The organism is Xylophilus ampelinus, from assembly GCF_003217575.1.
In the GTDB taxonomy this organism is placed as follows: Bacteria; Pseudomonadota; Gammaproteobacteria; order Burkholderiales; family Burkholderiaceae_C; genus Xylophilus; species Xylophilus ampelinus.
Genome location: NZ_QJTC01000020.1, coordinates 1 through 16,913 on the forward strand (window position 1 = coordinate 1; position 16,913 = coordinate 16,913).

Genomic DNA, 16,913 nt, shown 5'->3' on the forward strand with positions numbered 1-16,913 from the left:
TGTACCCACCACAAGGCTTGTTTGCTTCATGCCTCTATCGTCTCAGCACTTGGCGCAGATGCCAACCATGGGCGCGAGGGATTTATGCAGACCTTCCTTAAGGCAGGTCTGCGTAACTCGCGCCAATGTGCTGCTTGACGCAGCTGGCCCCGCAGATCCTGGAGCTCATCAGCGAACTGATTAGCGCTAAAGGCCTTTGCTGCGCGCCGACACAGTGGTGGACGCCAAGTTGATCGCCGCGCCCAATTCGACCACGAACGGCTCTGGAGAACGCGACCCGCAGATGAGGCAAAGCCAGGAGAGCAATCAGTGTACAACGGCCAATAAGGCCCACATCGGCGTGGATGCCGACCCGGGCCTGGTGCATACCGTGCGCGGCAGCGCCGGCGGCGTCAGCGATGTGGTCGGGCCCACACCTCACTGCACGGCGAGGAAACCGAAGCCTGGGGCGATGCCGGTTACCAGGGCGCCAACCAGCTCCCCGACGCCAAGGACGGCGTGCGCGCGAACATTGCGATGCGGCCGGGCAAACGCAAACTGCTGGACAACTGCAAACTGCTGAAGACCTTACCATCCGACTTGAACGCCTCAAGGCCATCATCCAGGCTAAGTCGAACATCCGTTTCGGATGATCAAGCGTTAGTTCGGACACGTAAAGGTGCGCTGCCGGGTCTGACCAAGAACACCGCGCAGCTGCACACTTTGTGTACGTTGTCCAACTTGTGGATGGCGCGGGGGCGTTTGATGGGAGCGCAGGCATGAGTGCTACAGCGACAGGTGGAAGTGCTGGCGCATTTGCCGCTGCGGCGCGCGACATAAAAAAGCCAGCCGCACCGCGGGGCCGGCTGGAGGTGTCGAAGCCCTCTAAGAGCGGCTAACACAACCCTTCTGGCGTCGTTGCCGCACCTTGTCGTACTACTCGTACTGTCTGCGATGCGGCGCCTAGCCAGAACCGCTTCGCTGGGTTGTGTTAGCCGCTCTAAAAGCTGCGCAAGAACTGTGGCGAGCAGCACGGCCCTATGGTAAGTACCACAGCCGCGCGATCGGGTCGCGCAGCGGGTCTTCTCGCACCCGCTCAGTTGCCGGCGCCGAGTTCGTCCACACGGTCGGCATTGGTGATGCTGCGCGATCCCTTGAGGTGCATCTCGACATCGGTCGCGCGGTCGCCGGCGGCCTTCACCGCGTCCTGTAGCTGGTCTTCGCTCACGTCGAATTTCTCGGCCCATTCGGCGCGTGCGCCGGGGTCTGCGATGTCGATGCGGTCGGGCTGGGTGCCGCCGGTGGTGGAAGTGGTCATGCCGGTGTCCTGGAAGTCGTGGATCAGTGAAGCGGTGCACCGTACGGAAGCCCCGCCGCACCGCGTGTAGGCAAAGGGCGCGCATCGCTGCGCGCGCCGGGGGCGCCAGCGTCTGGCCCGGCCGGGTGCGGCGCAGCACCGCGCGCCGGGCCCAGGCCTCGTCGAGCGCCAGCCGTGCCGGGTGGCCTTCGCTTAGACCAGGCTTAACCGGCCGTGGGCCGCGGAACATCCGCCGCGTGCGACAGTCGTACCGCCTGCCCGCCGTCCCGGACGGTTCACGACACAAGGATGCCCGCACCATGACGCCCCAAGAACACCGCATGCTCGACGACTTCCTGGACCGGCTGGCCCGGGTGGGAAGCGTCGCCAAGGACCCGGCCGCCGACGCCCTGATCCGCGAACGGCTGGCGGTACAGCCCGACGCGCCTTATCTGCTGGTGCAGCGCGCCCTGCTGCTGCAGCAGGCGCTGGACGACGCGCAGCGGCAGATCGCGCAGCTGAAGCAGGCCACGGCGCCGGCCGAAGGCAGCTTCCTCTCTCCCGCGCCCACGCCGGAGCCGGGCTTCGGCCGCGCGCCGTCGCAGACCTACATGCCGCCGCCTGCGAGCTTTCCGCCCGCTGCGGCGGTGCAGTCGCCATCGGCACCGGCCGGCGGCTGGCGCGAGCGGCTCTTCGGCGCCCCGCCGTCCGCAGGCCAGCCGCCGATGGCGCCGATGCAGGCCGCCCCGGCCGGCGGCGGCTCCGGTTTCCTGGGCCAGGCCGCCGCCACCGCGGCGGGCGTGGCCGGCGGCATGTTCCTGTTCAACGGCCTGCAGCACTGGGGCGAGCATGCCGGCGGCGCCGCGAAGCATCTGGTGGACGAATCGTCGCTCGCACCGTCCACGGCCGGCGGGCACGACGACCCCGCCAACCACCGCATCGGCGATGCGCTCGGCCCGCGCGACGATGCTTTGGCCGGCAGCGGCTCCGCCAGTCCGTTCCTCTCGGACAACGGCAACGACGCCGACGCCTCGCGGCAAACCGTCGCCGACGACGGCGGCGGGAGCTGGCTGGTGGACGACGGCGGCTTCGCCGACGACGACGGCGACAACTTCATCTGACGATCGCGGCCACCGCGAAGGCCGCCCCATCCCGGATACCGCGGAACCGGCTCCGCAGGGCCGCCGGTAGCGTCTCCTCGCAGGGGTGGGCGAAGACTGGAAGCGCGCAGCCTGGGGGTGAGCCGAAGCCCCTGCGGGTGATAGGCTTGCGCATGGATTACGACGAAAACCAGCTGTCGCTGCCGCCTTCCTTCCACGCGCTCTACCTCGACGAGCGCCAGCGCCCCACTGCGCCGCTGGCCGCCGTCCAGGGCCGCTACGAACTCTGCGAAGACCTGGCCCAGCACCTGACCGGACAGGCCCTGGCCCTGCAGCCCGACGGTTTCGCCGAGCAGCATGCTCTGCTGCAGCGCTTCTACGCGACGCTGGCGGTGCCCGAGGCGGGCCTGCTGCACGTCGAAGCCCGCTGGGTGGTGCGGCGGCTGGCCGAACTGCTCGACTGGCCGCCCGAAGCGGCCGACGAAACGCCGGCTTAGCGCCCGATCCGCGCTATTTTTTCGATAGCTGGAGGCCGGCCTTCGACAACGGCTGCAGCCCTGTTCGGGCAAAAAATCGCCCGGCAGTCGCCCCCATGAAAAAACGCGCCCGAGAGCGCATTTTTCGTGGGCGGGAGGCGCGAATTACTTCGCCGCCACCACGCGGACCATTTCCAGGCACTTGTTCGAATAGCCCCATTCGTTGTCGTACCAGGCGACGAGCTTGACGAAGGTGCTGTCGAGCGCGATGGAGGCGTCGGCGTCGAAGATCGAGGTGCGGGTGTCGCCGCGGAAGTCGGTGGCGACGACCTTGTCCTCGGTGTAGCCCAGGATGCCCTTGAGCGCGCCTTCGGACTGGGCCTTGATCTCGGCCTTGATCTCGTCGAGCGTGGCCGGGCTGCTCAGCTCGGCGGTCAGGTCGACCACCGACACGTCGGAGGTCGGCACCCGGAAGCTCATGCCGGTCAGCTTCTTGTTGAGCGCGGGGATCACCACGCCCACCGCCTTGGCGGCGCCGGTGCTGCTCGGGATGATGTTCTCGAGGATGCCGCGGCCGCCGCGCCAGTCCTTGTTGGACGGGCCGTCCACCGTCTTCTGGGTGGCGGTGGTGGCATGCACCGTGGTCATCAGGCCGCGCTTGATGCCCCACTTGTCGTGGACCACCTTGGCGAGCGGCGCCAGGCAGTTGGTGGTGCAGGAGGCGTTGGAGATGATCGCCTCGCCGGCATAGCTGCCGCAGTTGACGCCGCGCACGAACATCGGCGTGTCGTCCTTCGACGGGGCAGAGATGATGACCTTCTTGGCGCCCGCGGCCAGGTGCTTGCCGGCGCCGGCCTTGTCGAGGAACAGGCCGGTGGCTTCCAGCACGATGTCGGCGCCGATCTCGTCCCACTTCAGGTTGGCCGGGTCGCGCTCCTGGGTCAGGCGGATCTTCTTGCCGTTGACGATCAGGGTGCTGCCCTCGACCGCGAGGCTGCCGTCGAAGCGGCCGTGCACGCTGTCGTACTGCAGCATGTACGCCAGGTAGTCGGGCTCGAGCAGGTCGTTGATGCCGACGACTTCGATGTCCGAGAAATTCTGCACGGCCGAGCGCAGCACGTTGCGTCCGATGCGGCCGAAGCCGTTGATGCCGATCTTGATGCTCATGTCACTTGCTCCTGGATGTTGCGAAACCGTTCACGAAACCCTGCCGCCGGCGGCACGCCCGGCCCTGCAGCCGGCGGCGCCGCGGCGGTCTTGCTCTTCTACCTGCGGCCGGCCGTGGCCAGCACCTTGCGCACCGTGGCGGCCACGTTCTCGGGCGTGAAGCCGAACTGCTGGAACAGCACGTTGGCCGGCGCCGATTCGCCATAACGGTCGATGCCGACGACCGCGTCGCAGCCGTACTTCCACCAGCCGTCGGTCACGCCCATCTCGACCGCCACGCGGGGCAGGCCGGCGGGCAGCACCGACGCCTTGTAGGCCGCGTCCTGGCGGTCGAAGGCGGTGGTGCTGGGCACCGAGACCACCCGCACCGCGATCCTGTCGCGGGCCAGCAGCTCCTGCGCCTTCAGCGCCAGCTGCACTTCGGAGCCGGTGGCGAGGATCACCGCGCGGGCCTTCTTGCCCTTCAGGCCGACGGCGGCCGGCTCGCTCAGCACGTAGGCGCCGCGGCTGATCTCGCCCAGGTCGTCCTTGGCGGCATAGGGCAGGTTCTGGCGCGAGAGCAGCAGCGCGGTCGGGCGGTCCTGGTTCTGGATCGCCACGGCCCAGGCGACGGCCGTCTCGGCGGTGTCGGCGGGGCGCCAGACGTCGAGGTTGGGGATCAGGCGCAGGCTGGCGGCATGCTCGATCGACTGGTGGGTGGGGCCGTCCTCGCCCAGGCCGATCGAGTCGTGGGTGAAGACGTGGACCACGCGCAGCTTCATCAGCGCGGCCATGCGGATGGCGTTGCGGCTGTAATCGCTGAAGGTGAGGAAGGTGCCGCCGTAGGGGATGAAGCCGCCGTGCAGCGCCACGCCGTTCATGATCGCGGCCATGCCGAACTCGCGCACGCCGTAGTTGATGTGGCGGCCGCCGACCGGGGTGCCGACGGCGGACTCGACCTGCACCACGTTGCCGGCTTCGTCGAAGCGCAGCGGCGGGGTGCTCTTGGTGTTGGTGAGGTTGGAGCCGGTCAGGTCGGCGCTGCCCCCGAGCAGCTCGGGCAGCGCGGCGGTGAAGCTCTCCAGCGCGAGCTGGCTGGCCTTGCGGCTGGCGACCGTTTCGGCCTTGGTGTGGGCGGCGATCACCGTGTCGACCGCGGTCTGGGCGAAGTGCTTCGGCAGCTCGCCGCGCATCCGGCGGGTGAACTCGGCGGCCTGCTCGGGATAGGCGGTCTGGTAGACGGCGAAGCGCTGGTTCCAGTCGGCCTCGGCCCGGGCGCCGACCTCTTTCGCATCCCAGGCGGCGCACACGTCGGCCGGGATCTCGAAGGGCACGTGGGCCCACGACAGGGCGTGGCGGGTCAGTGCGATCTCGTCGGCGCCCAGCGGCTCGCCGTGGGCCTTGCTGGTGCCGGCGCGGTTGGGCGAGCCCTTGCCGATGGCGGTCTTGCACACCACCAGCGTCGGCTTGTCGGCCGATGTCCTGGCGCTGGCGATGGCCGCGGCCACCGCTTGAGCGTCGTGCCCGTCGACCGGGCCGACCACGTTCCAGCCGCAGGCGCGGAACCGGGCGGGCGTGTCGTCGACGAACCAGGGCGCGACCTGGCCGTCGATCGAGATGCCGTTGTCGTCGTACAGCGCGACCAGCTTGTTGAGCTTCCAGGCGCCGGCCAGCGCCACCGCTTCGTGGCTGATGCCTTCCATCAGGCAGCCGTCGCCCAGGAACACGTAGGTGTGGTGGTCGACGATCGTGTGGTCGGCGCGGTTGAATTCTCGGGCCAGCAGCTTCTCGGCCAGCGCGAAGCCGACCGCGTTGGTGATGCCCTGGCCCAGCGGGCCGGTGGTGGTCTCGACGCCGGGCGTGTAGCCGACTTCGGGGTGGCCCGGGGTCTTGCTGTGCAGCTGGCGGAAGTTCTTCAACTCGTGGATCGGCAGGTCGTAGCCGGTCAGGTGCAGCACCGCGTAGAGCAGCATCGAGCCGTGGCCGTTGGAGAGCACGAAGCGGTCGCGGTCAGCCCACTGCGGGTTGGCCGGGTTGTGGCGCAGGTGGCGGCCCCACAGTGCGACGGCCATGTCGGCCATTCCCATCGGCGCGCCGGGATGGCCCGAGTTGGCCTGCTGCACCGCGTCCATCGCCAGGGCGCGGATCGCGTTGGCCATGGCCACGTCGGGCGCGGCGGAGGCCGGCGACGAGGCGACGTCGCGCACGGCGACGGCGGCAGGAGGCTGGACCTCGGACGAAGGGACGGACGCGGGGGATTCGTTGATGGCCATCGGCGGCGGCTCCGGAAAGGCTTCGGAAGTGAGAGGAGGAAACAGGCAGGTATCTGCGGGCAACCCGGCATTTTACCGGCGGGCGCGCGCGGCACGTATCGCCGCGCTACAGGCCGGGCGCGGCCGCGCGGCGTTGCGTCGCCCGGGACCACCCGCCGCGCATTCCGCTACAGTGCCCGCCATGCACGGCCTGCACCTCACCGCCGACCTCCATGATTGCCGCTGCGACGCACACTGGCTGACCGATGCCGACGCGCTTCTGGCTGCCTGCGAGGCCCGGGCGATCGCCGCCGGCCTGCAGCCGGTGGCGCGGCTGGCGCACGGCTTTCCGCCGACGGCCGACGGGCCGGGCGGCGTCACCGCCACGGTGCTGCTGGCCGAATCGCACCTCTGCCTCCACACCTGGCCCGAGCGCCGGGCAGTGACCCTCGACGTGTACGTCTGCAATTTCGGTGGCGACCATTCCGCCGAGGCCAGGGCGCTGGAGGCGGCGCTGATCGTACTGTTCCAGCCGGTGCGGGCGGTGCGCCAAGCGCTGGAGCGCGGCGCGGTGCCACCGGTCCCGGGTTAGAGCGTGTTATGCACTTCGACGGGTCCGCGTTCGGTCGCTTCAGCTTCGGGGTGGCGCAGCGGGAGGGCGGCCGCCTCGTGGCGCCACCGCCGCGCGACCTTGCCAACCGGCCGGACGTGAAGGCCGGGCTGCAGCGGCTATGGCGCCGCCTGCAGGGCGACACACTGCCCTGGCCGGGCCGGCAGCCGGCAGGCCCGCGACCGCTGCACCGCTACGGGGCGCCCGCCTACGCCGGATGCATCCGGTTACCCACACTCCCTTTCCGGGGAGAAAGCCAAGGTGCAAGTCCAATCTTTCCCGGGGCCACATCTATGAACTACAACCACCCTCCTGCCACCGACCTGCCTGGCGCAGTCGCGGTCCACGCCCCGGGCGTGCCGTCCGCCACCGGCAGCGCCGTTTCCTGGGGCGCCATCGTGGCCGGTGCGATCGCCGCCGCCGCCCTGTCGATGATCCTGTTGCTGCTCGGCTCGGGCCTGGGCCTGTCGTCCGCCTCGCCGTGGTCGGCACAGGGCGCGAGCGCGACGACGCTCGGCGTTGCCGGCGTGTTCTGGATCACCTTCACCCAGCTAGCGGCGTCGGGCATGGGCGGCTATTTGGCGGGCCGGCTGCGCACCCGCTGGGCCGGCGTGCACACCGACGAGGTGTATTTCCGCGACACCGCCCACGGCTTCCTGGCCTGGGCCGTGGCCTCGCTGGTGACGGCCGCGTTCCTGGCGTCGGCCATCGGCAACGTGGTCGGCATGGGTGCCAAGGCCGGTGCATCGGTGGCCGGCGCCGCGGTGACCACCGCGGGTGCCGCGGGCGCCGCCATCGGCAGCAGTGCAGGTAATTCGTCCTCGGGCGGCGGCAATTCGTCGGTCTACGGCTACTTCGTCGATTCGCTGTTCCGCCCCGATGCCGCGTCGCAGGCTGCCACGGCACCTGCCGCCGCCGGTGCCGACCCGGCAGCCCCCGCCGCCGCGGCGATGCCGGCCGCCACGGCACCGCGCAATACCGAACCGGTGGCCGCCTCGACCGCCGCCGAAGTGGGCCGCATCATGGTCAACAGCATCCGCGCCGAATCGATGCCGGCAGACGACGTGCGCTATGTCGCCAGCCTGATCGCCCAGCGCACCGGCATGGGCCAGGAAGCCTCCGAGAAGCGGGTGAACGACACCTACGCCAAGGCCAAGGCCAAGCTGCAGGATGCCGAGAACACCGCCCGCGAAGCCGCCGACAAGGCGCGCAAGGCCTCGGCCGCCGCCGCTCTGTGGCTCTTCGTCTCGCTGCTGATCGGTGCCTTCGTCGCCAGCTATGCCGCCACCTGGGGTGGCCGCCAGCGCGATCTCTGATCCGCCGCCACATACGCACTTCCCTTCTTCCTTCATTTTCCGGAGATTCCCATGCGCTCACTTCTGCTGCTTTTTCTCGGTGTTCCGATCCCGATCATCATCCTGCTGGCGCTCTTCCTGCATTGACGCGAAGGCGTAGCGAGCCCGGGTCCGCCGTCCGCAACGGCGGGGCCCGGGCCTTACCGGAAACGGCCCGCATGCACTCGCCGCATGCGGGCCGGTTTCGCATCCGGCGGGCCCGGGGCCGACGACCGGCATCCGGTGCGCGCGCAACGCGCCGCCGCACTCCGGATAATCGCGGACCATGCCTGTTCCCAACTCCGCCGTCCCCGCCCTGGCCGGCGCACTTCTGCTGGCCGCGGGCCGCGGCGAGCGCATGCGGCCGCTGACCGATACCTGTCCCAAGCCACTGCTGCCGGTGCGCGGCCGGCCGCTGATGCAATGGCCGATGCAGGCCCTGGCCGCCGGCGGCTGCCGGCACCTGGCGGTCAACACCGGCTGGCTGGGCGAGCAGATCGAAGACCATTTCGGCCCGCAGCCGTCGCTGGACGCCGACCACCCGCTATCGATTTCATACTCCCGCGAGCAACAGGACTTCGGCTACGCGCTGGAGACGCTGGGCGGTATCGTGCGTGCCCTGCCGCTGCTCGACGACGTGTTCTGGGTGGCGGCCGGCGACGTGTTCGCGCCCGACTTCGCGTTCGCTCAGGCCGAGCGGGATCGTTTCGTCGCCAGCGACCGCCTGGCCCATCTCTGGCTGGTGCCCAACCCGCCGCACCATCCGCAGGGCGACTTCGGCATCGGCCCCGACGGGCTGGCGGTGAACACACCCACCGACCCGGCCGCCCCGCGCCACACCTTCTCGACCATCGGCCTCTACCGGCGCGAATTGTTCATGCCGCCCTGGTGCGGCATCGCGGCGGGCAATCCGCAGGGCCTGGCCCAGCCGCTGGCGCCGCTGCTGCGCCATGCGATGGACAATGGCCGGATCGGTGCCTCGCTCTACACCGGCCGCTGGACCGACGTGGGCACGCCCGAACGACTCGCCCTGCTCAACACCCCATGACCGCACCCCTCGACACCCGGATCCACGCCGACCGCCGCGCCCGCCTGGCCGCCCTGCTGGGCGCCGACGGCATCGCCGTGGTACCCACCGCGCCGGAGCGCGGCCGCAACCGCGACAGCGACTTTCCCTACCGGCACGACAGCTACTTCTACTACCTCACCGGCTTCACCGAGCCCAACGCCTGGCTGGTGCTGACCGGCGACGGCCGCAGCACCCTGTTCTGCGCACCGAAGGACCTGGAGCGCGAGATCTGGGACGGCTACCGCCTGGGCCCCGACGCCGCGCCCGAGGCGCTGGGCGTGGACGCCGCGGTGTCGGTCGCCGAACTCGACGCCCGCCTGCCGCGCCTGCTGGAGAACCGCGACGCCGTCTGGTACCCCTTCGCCACCCATGCCGGGCTGGAGACGCGGGTGGACGGCTGGTTCGCCAAGGTGCGGGCCCGGGTGCGGATGGGCGCGATCTGCCCCGAGACGCAGCGCGACCTGTGCGGCCCGCTCGACGAGATGCGGCTGACCAAGGACGCGCACGAGCTGACGCTGATGCGCCGCGCCGGCCGGATCAGCGCCCAGGCCCACATCCGCGCGATGCGGACCTCGGCCCGGATGCTGCGGGCGGGCGAGGATGCGCGCGAGTACCACCTCGAGGCCGAGCTGCTGCACGAGTTCCGCCGCTGCGGCGCGCAGTTTCCGGCCTACACCTCGATCGTGGCCGCCGGCGCGAACGCCTGCGTGCTGCACTACCGGGCCGACGTGGCACCGCTGCGCGCCGGCGAGCTGGTGCTGATCGACGCCGGCTGCGAATACGAAGGCTACGCCGGCGACATCACCCGCAGCTTCCCGGCCGACGGCCGCTTCACCGGGCCGCAGCGCGCGGTCTACGACCTGGTGCTGGCCAGCCAGGCCGCGGCCGTCGGCGCGACCAAAGCCGGCGCCCGCTTCGCCGATGCGCACGACGCCACGGTGCGGATGCTGTCGCAGGGCCTGCTGGACCTGGGCATCCTGAAAGCGGACGCGGCCGGCGGCGTGGACGACGTGATAGAGAACCGCGCCTACTTCCCGTTCTACATGCACCGCACCGGCCACTGGCTGGGCATGGACGTGCACGACTGCGGCAGCTACGTGGAGCCGAGCGAGGCCGGCCGATTCACCGAGCGCAAGGACCCGCTGAGCGGCGAAATACTGCAGAGCCGGCCGAGCCGTATCCTGCGCCCCGGCATGGTCACCACCATCGAGCCGGGCCTCTACATCCGCCCCGCCGAGGGCGTGCCCGAGGACTTCTGGAACATCGGCATCCGCATCGAGGACGACGCGATCGTGACCGAGTCGGGCTGCGAGCTGACCACCCGCGACGTGCCGGTGCAGGCCGACGAGATCGAGGCGCTGATGCGCGGTTGATATGTCGCCGCCGGTCGACGTAGTGCGTTGGCCGAAGAGAGTTAGCTAAATCGCATTGGGCTCGTTCGAACTTCTTACATGCCCGTTGCCGGAGGACGCTCGCTGCCGCTCGAACGCGAACGTTGGAATGATGTGGCTTGACTGGAGATCGGCCTTTTTGTCTCATAGCCTGCACACGCCCATCCTTCCCATCACAAGTGCTCCAAGTCGTCCCAACGCCATCGTCCCTGTGACTAGTCAGCGCGACTGCGCCGACAGGTCGAGTCAAATGAGCTGCGGACCGCTCGCCAATGTCGACGATCCGCTCGGCGCGCGCGAGAACATGGTCATAAGTCAGGATGTTGATGTTGTGAAAGCTCGCGTTGAGGATCCGATAGGCCTCGCACTGCTCCCCGGTCCAGTCGACCGATCGGCCAAAGACGAGCACGCAGCGGGGTTTGACCGTCTTCACGCCGCCCACGCTAGCAATGAACTTGTCGCTGTTGGCCTCGAGCTCGATCTCGTGAAGGTAACGCGACGACTGCGTGATGGCCCTGATCAAGTCGGTGGACGGGACCGAGTTGCCATGGTCCAGCGTCGCGGCCCAGAACTGCATGCCTCCGCCCGGTCGCTTGATTTCGACCACGTCGAGAAAGCCGTCGTAGGCCTCCATCAAGAAATCTGAGATGTTGCGCGCGTCGATGCGCCGCTCGTCTAGGATGCGGACGAAGTCGCTGCCGAGCACCCAGCTGTTTTGCTCGAACCACTTTTGCCAACGCTGCTCCACAAGATCGGCGTCGAGCATGGCTCGGAGCTCCTTGACGGCTCGAACTCTACGGGCTTGCCTGAGCCCCTCCTCCAACTCGTCGGGAATGATCTCGTTATTCAAAATGAATCGGACCAAGTCGGCCTTGGCTGGCAGCGAAAAGAGCGCCTTGATCTGTTCGGCGTTGGACGGATCGAAAGGCCGGTCGAGCGGGATGAAGGCTTTCACGCCCTGCTTGAATGGCTCGTAACTCTCCTGCAAGAAACCGATCAACGCCTGGAACTCTTCGTGGTCGAGCGTCAGCTCGGACTTGGGCTGCGTGTTCTCGACTTCCTCCGGAACATCGAACCAGCCGGACTTCTTGTAGCGGCCGATCTTGAGGCGGATGTCCTCGCGCGCGGTGTTGTGCCGAATCTTCCACAAAAACGCGCGCGTCACCACCGTCGGTTTTGTGCGTAGAACTCTCTTGAGCAACCCCTCGACAGCGGACATACAGGCCTCCTGGACGGCGGCGCTAGAGCCGCGGCGCTTGGCGCGAAGATGTTAATCCCTCCCCGGTGGCCGATTAAAGCGAATGCCTTCGAACTCGCCAAGCGGTGACGTAGTTTCTTGCGAGTTCATGCGGTTTTTCGTAGCGCGGGGCGTCTGGAGAGCTGGATTCCTATACAGTTCGACGCCATCTAAGACCATACATTCGGAGAACCCTCGCATGAAGGCAGTTGAGCTTTTCGCTGGCGCTGGTGGACTGGCTCTTGGCGTTGGACTCGCGGGCTTCAAGCCGCTCGCCGTGGTGGAGTGGGACAAGTGGGCCTGCGACACGATCAGACAGAACCAAGAGCGAGGCTACCCCCTCGTCGCCGACTGGCCGCTTCAGGAAGGCGACGTCCGCGATTTCGATTGGTCGACCGTCAATGAACAGGTCGACCTGCTCGCCGGCGGCCCGCCGTGCCAGCCCTTCTCCATGGGCGGCAAGCACAAGGCCCACGACGACACCCGAGACATGTTCCCCGCTACGGTGGAAATCGTGCGTCGACTGCGGCCACGCGCGTTCATCATCGAGAACGTCAAAGGCCTGACTCGCGCCTCGTTCGCCAGCTATTTCCAATACATTCAGTTCCAACTGGAGTTCCCAGAGGTCAAGCGGCGCAAGAACGAGACGTGGTTCGACCATCTAATGCGCTTACAAGCTGAGCACAGCTCCGGCAAGCTGCATTCGACCGGCTTGGCCTACAACATCATTCCCACGTTGGTGAACGCCGCGAACTATGGCGTTCCTCAAAAGCGCGAACGCATATTTCTGGTGGGCTTCCGCAGCGACTTGAGTGTGGATTGGAGCTTTCCGGAGGAGACCCATAGCCAAGCCGCGCTGTTTCGCGACCAGTGGATCACTGGCGAATACTGGGATCGCCACAAGGTCGCCGAAAAGGATCGCCCCGCCGCTCCAGAAAGCGTCGCAGCTCAATCGCGCACGGTCCAGCACCGGCTCCCGTTCGAATCCGCGAGGCCTTGGCGCACGATTCGCGACGCGCTCGTGGGTTTGCCCGATCCCCAGTCGAAGGCGGCGCGAGCATTCAAGGACCATCGTTTCCAAGGCGGAGCGCGCTCTTACCCCGGTCACACGGGCAGCCCGATAGACTTGCCGTCCAAGACGCTCAAGGCTGGCGGCCACGGTGTACCTGGCGGCGAGAACATGCTTGTGGACAACAACGGCGTGCCGCGGTATCTGACGATTCGCGAAGCGGCCCGCGTGCAAACCTTCCCGGATGGCTTTGTCTTCCACGGCTCGTGGACTGAGACTATGCGCCAACTCGGTAACGCAGTGCCTGTCGTCCTCGGCCATGTGGTGGCGCGCTCCGTGGCAGAGGCCCTGATCGCGAAGGACCTTTCCAGCCTGTCGACGCGGCAACTGCGTCTGAGAGGCGTCGCGTGAGCGTGGCAAGCAACGTCGTCCCGTTCAATCCGTTGGAACGCAAACATCTCGGAGCCAGCGTAGCTCAAGCGATGCTGGCACAGCCCGCGCAGCCGCTCGCCAACCTGCCACAGTTCGAAGGAGCGGGCATCTATGCGATCTATTACACCGGTCCCTTCGCCTGCTACGCGGCGTTGAGTTCGGCTAACCAGGAGGGCCGTTTCGCCCTGCCGATCTACGTGGGCAAAGCGGTACCGGAAGGCGCGCGCATTGGTGGCGGAACCGGGGCAGCGGGCTCCGATCTGCAAAAACGGCTGCGCGAGCATGCTCGCAGCGTCGCCCAGGCCGAGAACCTCGACGTTGCGGATTTCCATTGCCGCTACTTGGTGGTGGAGGACATCTGGATCCCTCTGGGTGAGTCCCTTTTGATCGCCAAGTTCGCGCCCGTGTGGAATACGACGGTAGCGGGCTTTGGCAATCACGCGCCCGGCAAGGGCCGGAACAACGGGGCTAAACCCCGATGGGACCAGCTCCACCCAGGTCGGCCGTGGGCCTTGGCGCTGGCAGAACAGCCGGTCTCCGCAGAGGAGATCGCGCGCGAAGCCGAAAGCTACTTGCGGGACTTCACCATCCCCACGTCGCAACTCGTGGAAGTGGCTCCCGCTTTGCCCGTGCCTCCACCTGTGGCTTCGAGCAACGAAGAGACCGACATCTGAGCGGAGACCGTCTGGCCTTCGACCAGAGAGTCTGACGAGGGGGTCTTCAAGGCTACATCCAAGTTGGCGACAAGCGCCTCGCGCTTAGAGCGGCTAACACAACCCTTCTGGCGTCGTTGCCGCACCTTGTCGTACTACTCGTACTGTCTGCGATGCGGCGCCTAGCCAGAACCGCTTCGCTGGGTTGTGTTAGCCGCTCTTAGTGGCTTTGAGGTCACATTCCCAGACGGTGAATACCCTCCAACCCAGCTCGCGCAGCGCCTGCTCCTTCCTGACGTCGCGTGCTCGGTTGCCCAAAACTTTGGCCCCCCAAAACTCCGTATTGGTCGCTGGAGTCTGCCCTTGGCGGCAGTCGTGTCCATGCCAAAAGCAGCCGTGCACGAAAACCGCAGCTTTGTATTTTGGAAAGACCAAATCGGGGGAGCCTGGCAACCGCTTATCGCCGATGATGTAACGAAAACCGCGCCTGTGCAGAGCTTTACGGAGAATGAGCTCAGGCTTTGTTCCCGACCTACGGATGCTGCTCATGATGGCGGAGCGACGCTCCTGGCTTAATGTGTCCACTTTTTGTCTATATACCCGGAACGACTGTGCGCGTGCCATCCTATGACGGTAGGTAATTGAGAATTTGCGTATTTGAGCCGGACGACTTCATCAAAAAACCCGCCGGGGCCTGCGCACCGAGCGGGTTTTTTCTCGAGCCTTTCGGCTTTCGGATTACGGCGTGCCGAAGGCCTGCTTCAGGCGCTGACCGGCGAAGGCCTGGGCGTCACGGGCCTTCTGCACAACGGCGGCCATGCCGAAGAACTCGTGCGTGGCGCCGTCGTAGAGCTTGCGCTCGACCGGCACGTTGGCCTTGCGCAGGGCGGCTTCCAGCTGGGCGCCGTCGTCGCGCAGCGGGTCGATCTCGGCGTTGATGATGGTCACCGGCGGCAAGCCGGCCAGGTTGGCGTCGACCAGCGAGATGCGCGGGTCCTTCAGATCGGCCGGCGAGTTGGTCGTGTGCTTGACGAACCATTCGATCATCGGCTTGTTGAGCGGCTTGGCGGCGGCATACTCGTTGTACGACGGGGTTTCCAGGCTGGTCTGCGCGACCGGGTAGACCGACAGGACGTGCAACGGCTTCGGCAGGTTGGCATCGCGCGCGGCGATGGCGGTGGCCACCGCCAGGTTGCCGCCGGCGCTCTCGCCCGCCAGGGCCAGCTTGGCCGGGTCGCCCTTCAGGCTGGCGGCGTTGTCGGCCGTCCACTTGTAGGCGGCCAGGGCGTCGTCCCAGGCGGCCGGGAACTTGGCCTCGGGCGCGCGGCGGTAGTCCACCGATACGACGACCGCGTTGGCCGACTTGGCGAGGGCACGGGCTCCGCCGTCGTAGACCTTGCGGTCGGCGATCACCCAGCCGCCGCCGTGGAAGTACACGATCACCGGGAACGGGCCGCGGCCCTGGGGGGTGTAGATGCGGGCGGGCAGCTGGCCGGTGGCACCGGCGACGTTGGTGTCCTTGGCGACGATGCCGGGCACCAGCAGCTCGGGCTTGGTGGGCTGGGCCTGCGCCTTCAGCAGCTTGTTGACCGCGTCGGCCGGCGTGGGCTGCTTGCGGGCTTCGGGCGGGGTCAGGGTGTCGATCGGCTTGGGCTTGAGGCTGGCTTGGGCGTCGAGCACGGCTTGCATGTCGGCGTCGGGCGTGCCGGCGGGGGAGGCGGGGGAGGCGGCCGTCAAGGCGGCGACGGCGGCAGCGGCGCCGATGGAGCGTAGGGAGAGGTTGAGGGTCATGGAGTTGTGGCTTTCGGATGGAATGGTTTCGACCCGTGCATAGGAACGCGGCGACAGCGCCGGTCCTGCGCGTGGCAAGCCCTCCTTTGCGTCGTCCGTCGGCCGGGCGTCCTGTCGGTGCGACGGCAGTGGTGCGTCAGCCACCGCATGGTGGAGGCCAGTGCGCGCCGTGCCGAACCCGCGGGAGCGCGGCCCGTTCCAGATGCCGCACCATGCCGCAGCCGGCTCCACACATCGACCTTACGCTATTAAAATAGGAGCTTCGCCTTCAGCGCGGCCCGGTCCGGAAGGGAGGCGGCACCGCGTCGACGTCGGTGTCGACATCCGGCTGCGCAGGGGCGCCTGCAGCCGGCGTGGCACGGGCCATCCAGGCGATCAGCGAAGAGCGCATCGCTTCCTCCACCGACATCTCGATCGGGTGCACCCACTCCACCGGCACGAAGACGGTGTAGCCGCCGATGTTGTAGCCCATCGGCAGGTACACCGCGACGCGGTCGCCGGGCAGGAAGCCGTCGGGCAGGCCGTGCATGCCGCGCCGCGTCACCAGGCCCACCATCTCCAGCTGGTCGCCGGGCCAGCGCAGCAGCACCACCTGCTGGCCGGCCTGCTTGTTGCCCGAGGGGGTGAAGTAGTCGGCGAAGCTTTTCAACGACGAGTACACGCTCTTGACCACCGGGATGTTGGTGAACGGCAGCTCCACGTAGTGCAGCAACCGCCGCACCCGTGCCTTCGACACCATGAAACCCACGCCCACGATGAAGGCCACCGCCAGCACCAGCCCCATGCCCGGCACGTAGAAGCTGCCGATGATCGGCCGCAGCACCACCAGCGCCAGGTCCTCCACCGCGCTCAGGAACAGCCAGAGCAGGTAGAGGGTCAGTACCACCGGCAGCACGGTGATCAAACCGCGGAGGAAGTACTGGGTGAAGCGTTTCATGGTCATGGGGGGGCAGGCGTCGGGAGGTGGGGGCGCAGCATACCCCGCGGCCCGCGCAGGGGTGTTGCACGGTGTGCCGGGCCGGCACCGGGCAGCGGCGGCCTCGTGTTCAGAGCGTGTTATGCACTGCGACGTAGGTGCATATGCGCACTGGATCCGGCCCTTGTCCGCCCTGCCGCCCGACGCCCCGATCGAGCATG

At 67.7% G+C, this 16,913-nt stretch carries 14 protein-coding genes and 2 pseudogenes; 9 read left to right on the forward strand and 7 right to left on the reverse strand.

Features of this window, described 5'->3' with window-relative positions:
- Positions 1-140 precede the first annotated feature (140 nt).
- Positions 141-762 (forward strand): annotated as a pseudogene (locus tag DFQ15_RS17575) (transposase); the annotation flags it as partial.
- Between the two features lie 313 nt (positions 763-1,075).
- On the opposite strand, the gene DFQ15_RS12680 reads toward DFQ15_RS17575, so the two are convergent.
- On the reverse strand, positions 1,076-1,297 hold the full coding sequence (locus DFQ15_RS12680; protein ID WP_110466330.1) for a DUF3606 domain-containing protein: 222 nt from the start codon (positions 1,295-1,297) through the stop codon (positions 1,076-1,078).
- Between the two features lie 299 nt (positions 1,298-1,596).
- Here DFQ15_RS12680 and DFQ15_RS12685 point away from each other — a divergent pair, with 299 nt between their 5' ends.
- Both DFQ15_RS12685 and DFQ15_RS12690 read left to right on the forward strand, forming a co-directional pair.
- On the forward strand, positions 1,597-2,397 hold the full coding sequence (locus tag DFQ15_RS12685; protein WP_110466331.1) for a DUF2076 domain-containing protein: 801 nt from the start codon (positions 1,597-1,599) through the stop codon (positions 2,395-2,397).
- Between the two features lie 152 nt (positions 2,398-2,549).
- The gene (locus DFQ15_RS12690) at positions 2,550-2,873 is read left to right on the forward strand and encodes a hypothetical protein (protein WP_110466332.1); all 324 of its coding nucleotides are present in this window, start codon (positions 2,550-2,552) and stop codon (positions 2,871-2,873) included.
- Positions 2,874-3,017: 144 nt separating this feature from the next.
- Here the strand turns inward: DFQ15_RS12690 and gap are convergent, their stop codons facing one another.
- Both gap and tkt read right to left on the reverse strand, forming a co-directional pair.
- On the reverse strand, positions 3,018-4,019 hold the full coding sequence (gap, locus tag DFQ15_RS12695) for a type I glyceraldehyde-3-phosphate dehydrogenase (protein WP_110466333.1): 1,002 nt from the start codon (positions 4,017-4,019) through the stop codon (positions 3,018-3,020).
- 98 nt (positions 4,020-4,117) lie between these two features.
- Entirely contained in the window at positions 4,118-6,157 is a 2,040-nt protein-coding gene (tkt, locus tag DFQ15_RS12700; protein WP_110466378.1) for a transketolase, read from the reverse strand.
- A gap of 295 nt (positions 6,158-6,452) precedes the next feature.
- Here tkt and DFQ15_RS12705 point away from each other — a divergent pair, with 295 nt between their 5' ends.
- The 4 genes from DFQ15_RS12705 (at position 6,453) to DFQ15_RS12720 (ending at position 10,636) form a co-directional block, all read left to right on the forward strand.
- Positions 6,453-6,842 (forward strand): S-adenosylmethionine decarboxylase family protein, encoded by a 390-nt coding sequence (locus DFQ15_RS12705; RefSeq protein WP_110466334.1) that lies wholly within the window; start codon positions 6,453-6,455, stop codon positions 6,840-6,842.
- A 311-nt stretch (positions 6,843-7,153) separates the two neighbouring features.
- Positions 7,154-8,176, forward strand: coding sequence for a hypothetical protein (locus DFQ15_RS12710; RefSeq protein WP_110466335.1), 1,023 nt, complete (start codon positions 7,154-7,156; stop codon positions 8,174-8,176).
- 304 nt (positions 8,177-8,480) lie between these two features.
- Positions 8,481-9,242, forward strand: coding sequence for a nucleotidyltransferase family protein (locus tag DFQ15_RS12715; RefSeq protein ID WP_110466336.1), 762 nt, complete (start codon positions 8,481-8,483; stop codon positions 9,240-9,242).
- Positions 9,239-10,636 carry an aminopeptidase P N-terminal domain-containing protein gene (locus tag DFQ15_RS12720; RefSeq protein ID WP_110466337.1) on the forward strand — a complete coding sequence of 466 codons (1,398 nt, stop codon included), beginning with the start codon at positions 9,239-9,241 and terminating at the stop codon, positions 10,634-10,636. The genes DFQ15_RS12715 and DFQ15_RS12720 overlap by 4 nt, the downstream gene beginning before the upstream one ends.
- Before the next feature lie 331 nt (positions 10,637-10,967).
- Here the strand turns inward: DFQ15_RS12720 and DFQ15_RS18150 are convergent.
- Positions 10,968-11,873 (reverse strand): annotated as a pseudogene (locus DFQ15_RS18150) (Shedu anti-phage system protein SduA domain-containing protein); the annotation flags it as partial.
- A 217-nt stretch (positions 11,874-12,090) separates the two neighbouring features.
- Between DFQ15_RS18150 and DFQ15_RS12730 the strand changes: the two are divergent.
- Together DFQ15_RS12730 and DFQ15_RS12735 are read left to right on the forward strand one after the other, a co-directional pair.
- Positions 12,091-13,311, forward strand: a complete 1,221-nt coding sequence (locus DFQ15_RS12730) for a DNA cytosine methyltransferase (RefSeq protein ID WP_110466338.1) — start codon at positions 12,091-12,093, stop codon at positions 13,309-13,311.
- Positions 13,308-14,006 carry an Eco29kI family restriction endonuclease gene (locus DFQ15_RS12735; protein ID WP_233504485.1) on the forward strand — a complete coding sequence of 233 codons (699 nt, stop codon included), beginning with the start codon at positions 13,308-13,310 and terminating at the stop codon, positions 14,004-14,006. The genes DFQ15_RS12730 and DFQ15_RS12735 overlap by 4 nt, the downstream gene beginning before the upstream one ends.
- A gap of 189 nt (positions 14,007-14,195) precedes the next feature.
- Here the strand turns inward: DFQ15_RS12735 and DFQ15_RS12740 are convergent, their stop codons facing one another.
- From DFQ15_RS12740 to DFQ15_RS12750, 3 genes are all read right to left on the reverse strand, one after another.
- Positions 14,196-14,609: a very short patch repair endonuclease gene (locus DFQ15_RS12740; protein WP_110466340.1), complete on the reverse strand. Its 414-nt coding sequence runs from the start codon at positions 14,607-14,609 to the stop codon at positions 14,196-14,198.
- A 114-nt stretch (positions 14,610-14,723) separates the two neighbouring features.
- Positions 14,724-15,776 carry an alpha/beta hydrolase gene (locus tag DFQ15_RS12745; RefSeq protein WP_199399873.1) on the reverse strand — a complete coding sequence of 351 codons (1,053 nt, stop codon included), beginning with the start codon at positions 15,774-15,776 and terminating at the stop codon, positions 14,724-14,726.
- Between the two features lie 268 nt (positions 15,777-16,044).
- Positions 16,045-16,713, reverse strand: coding sequence for a DUF502 domain-containing protein (locus tag DFQ15_RS12750; RefSeq protein WP_110466380.1), 669 nt, complete (start codon positions 16,711-16,713; stop codon positions 16,045-16,047).
- Positions 16,714-16,913: the final 200 nt, after the last annotated feature.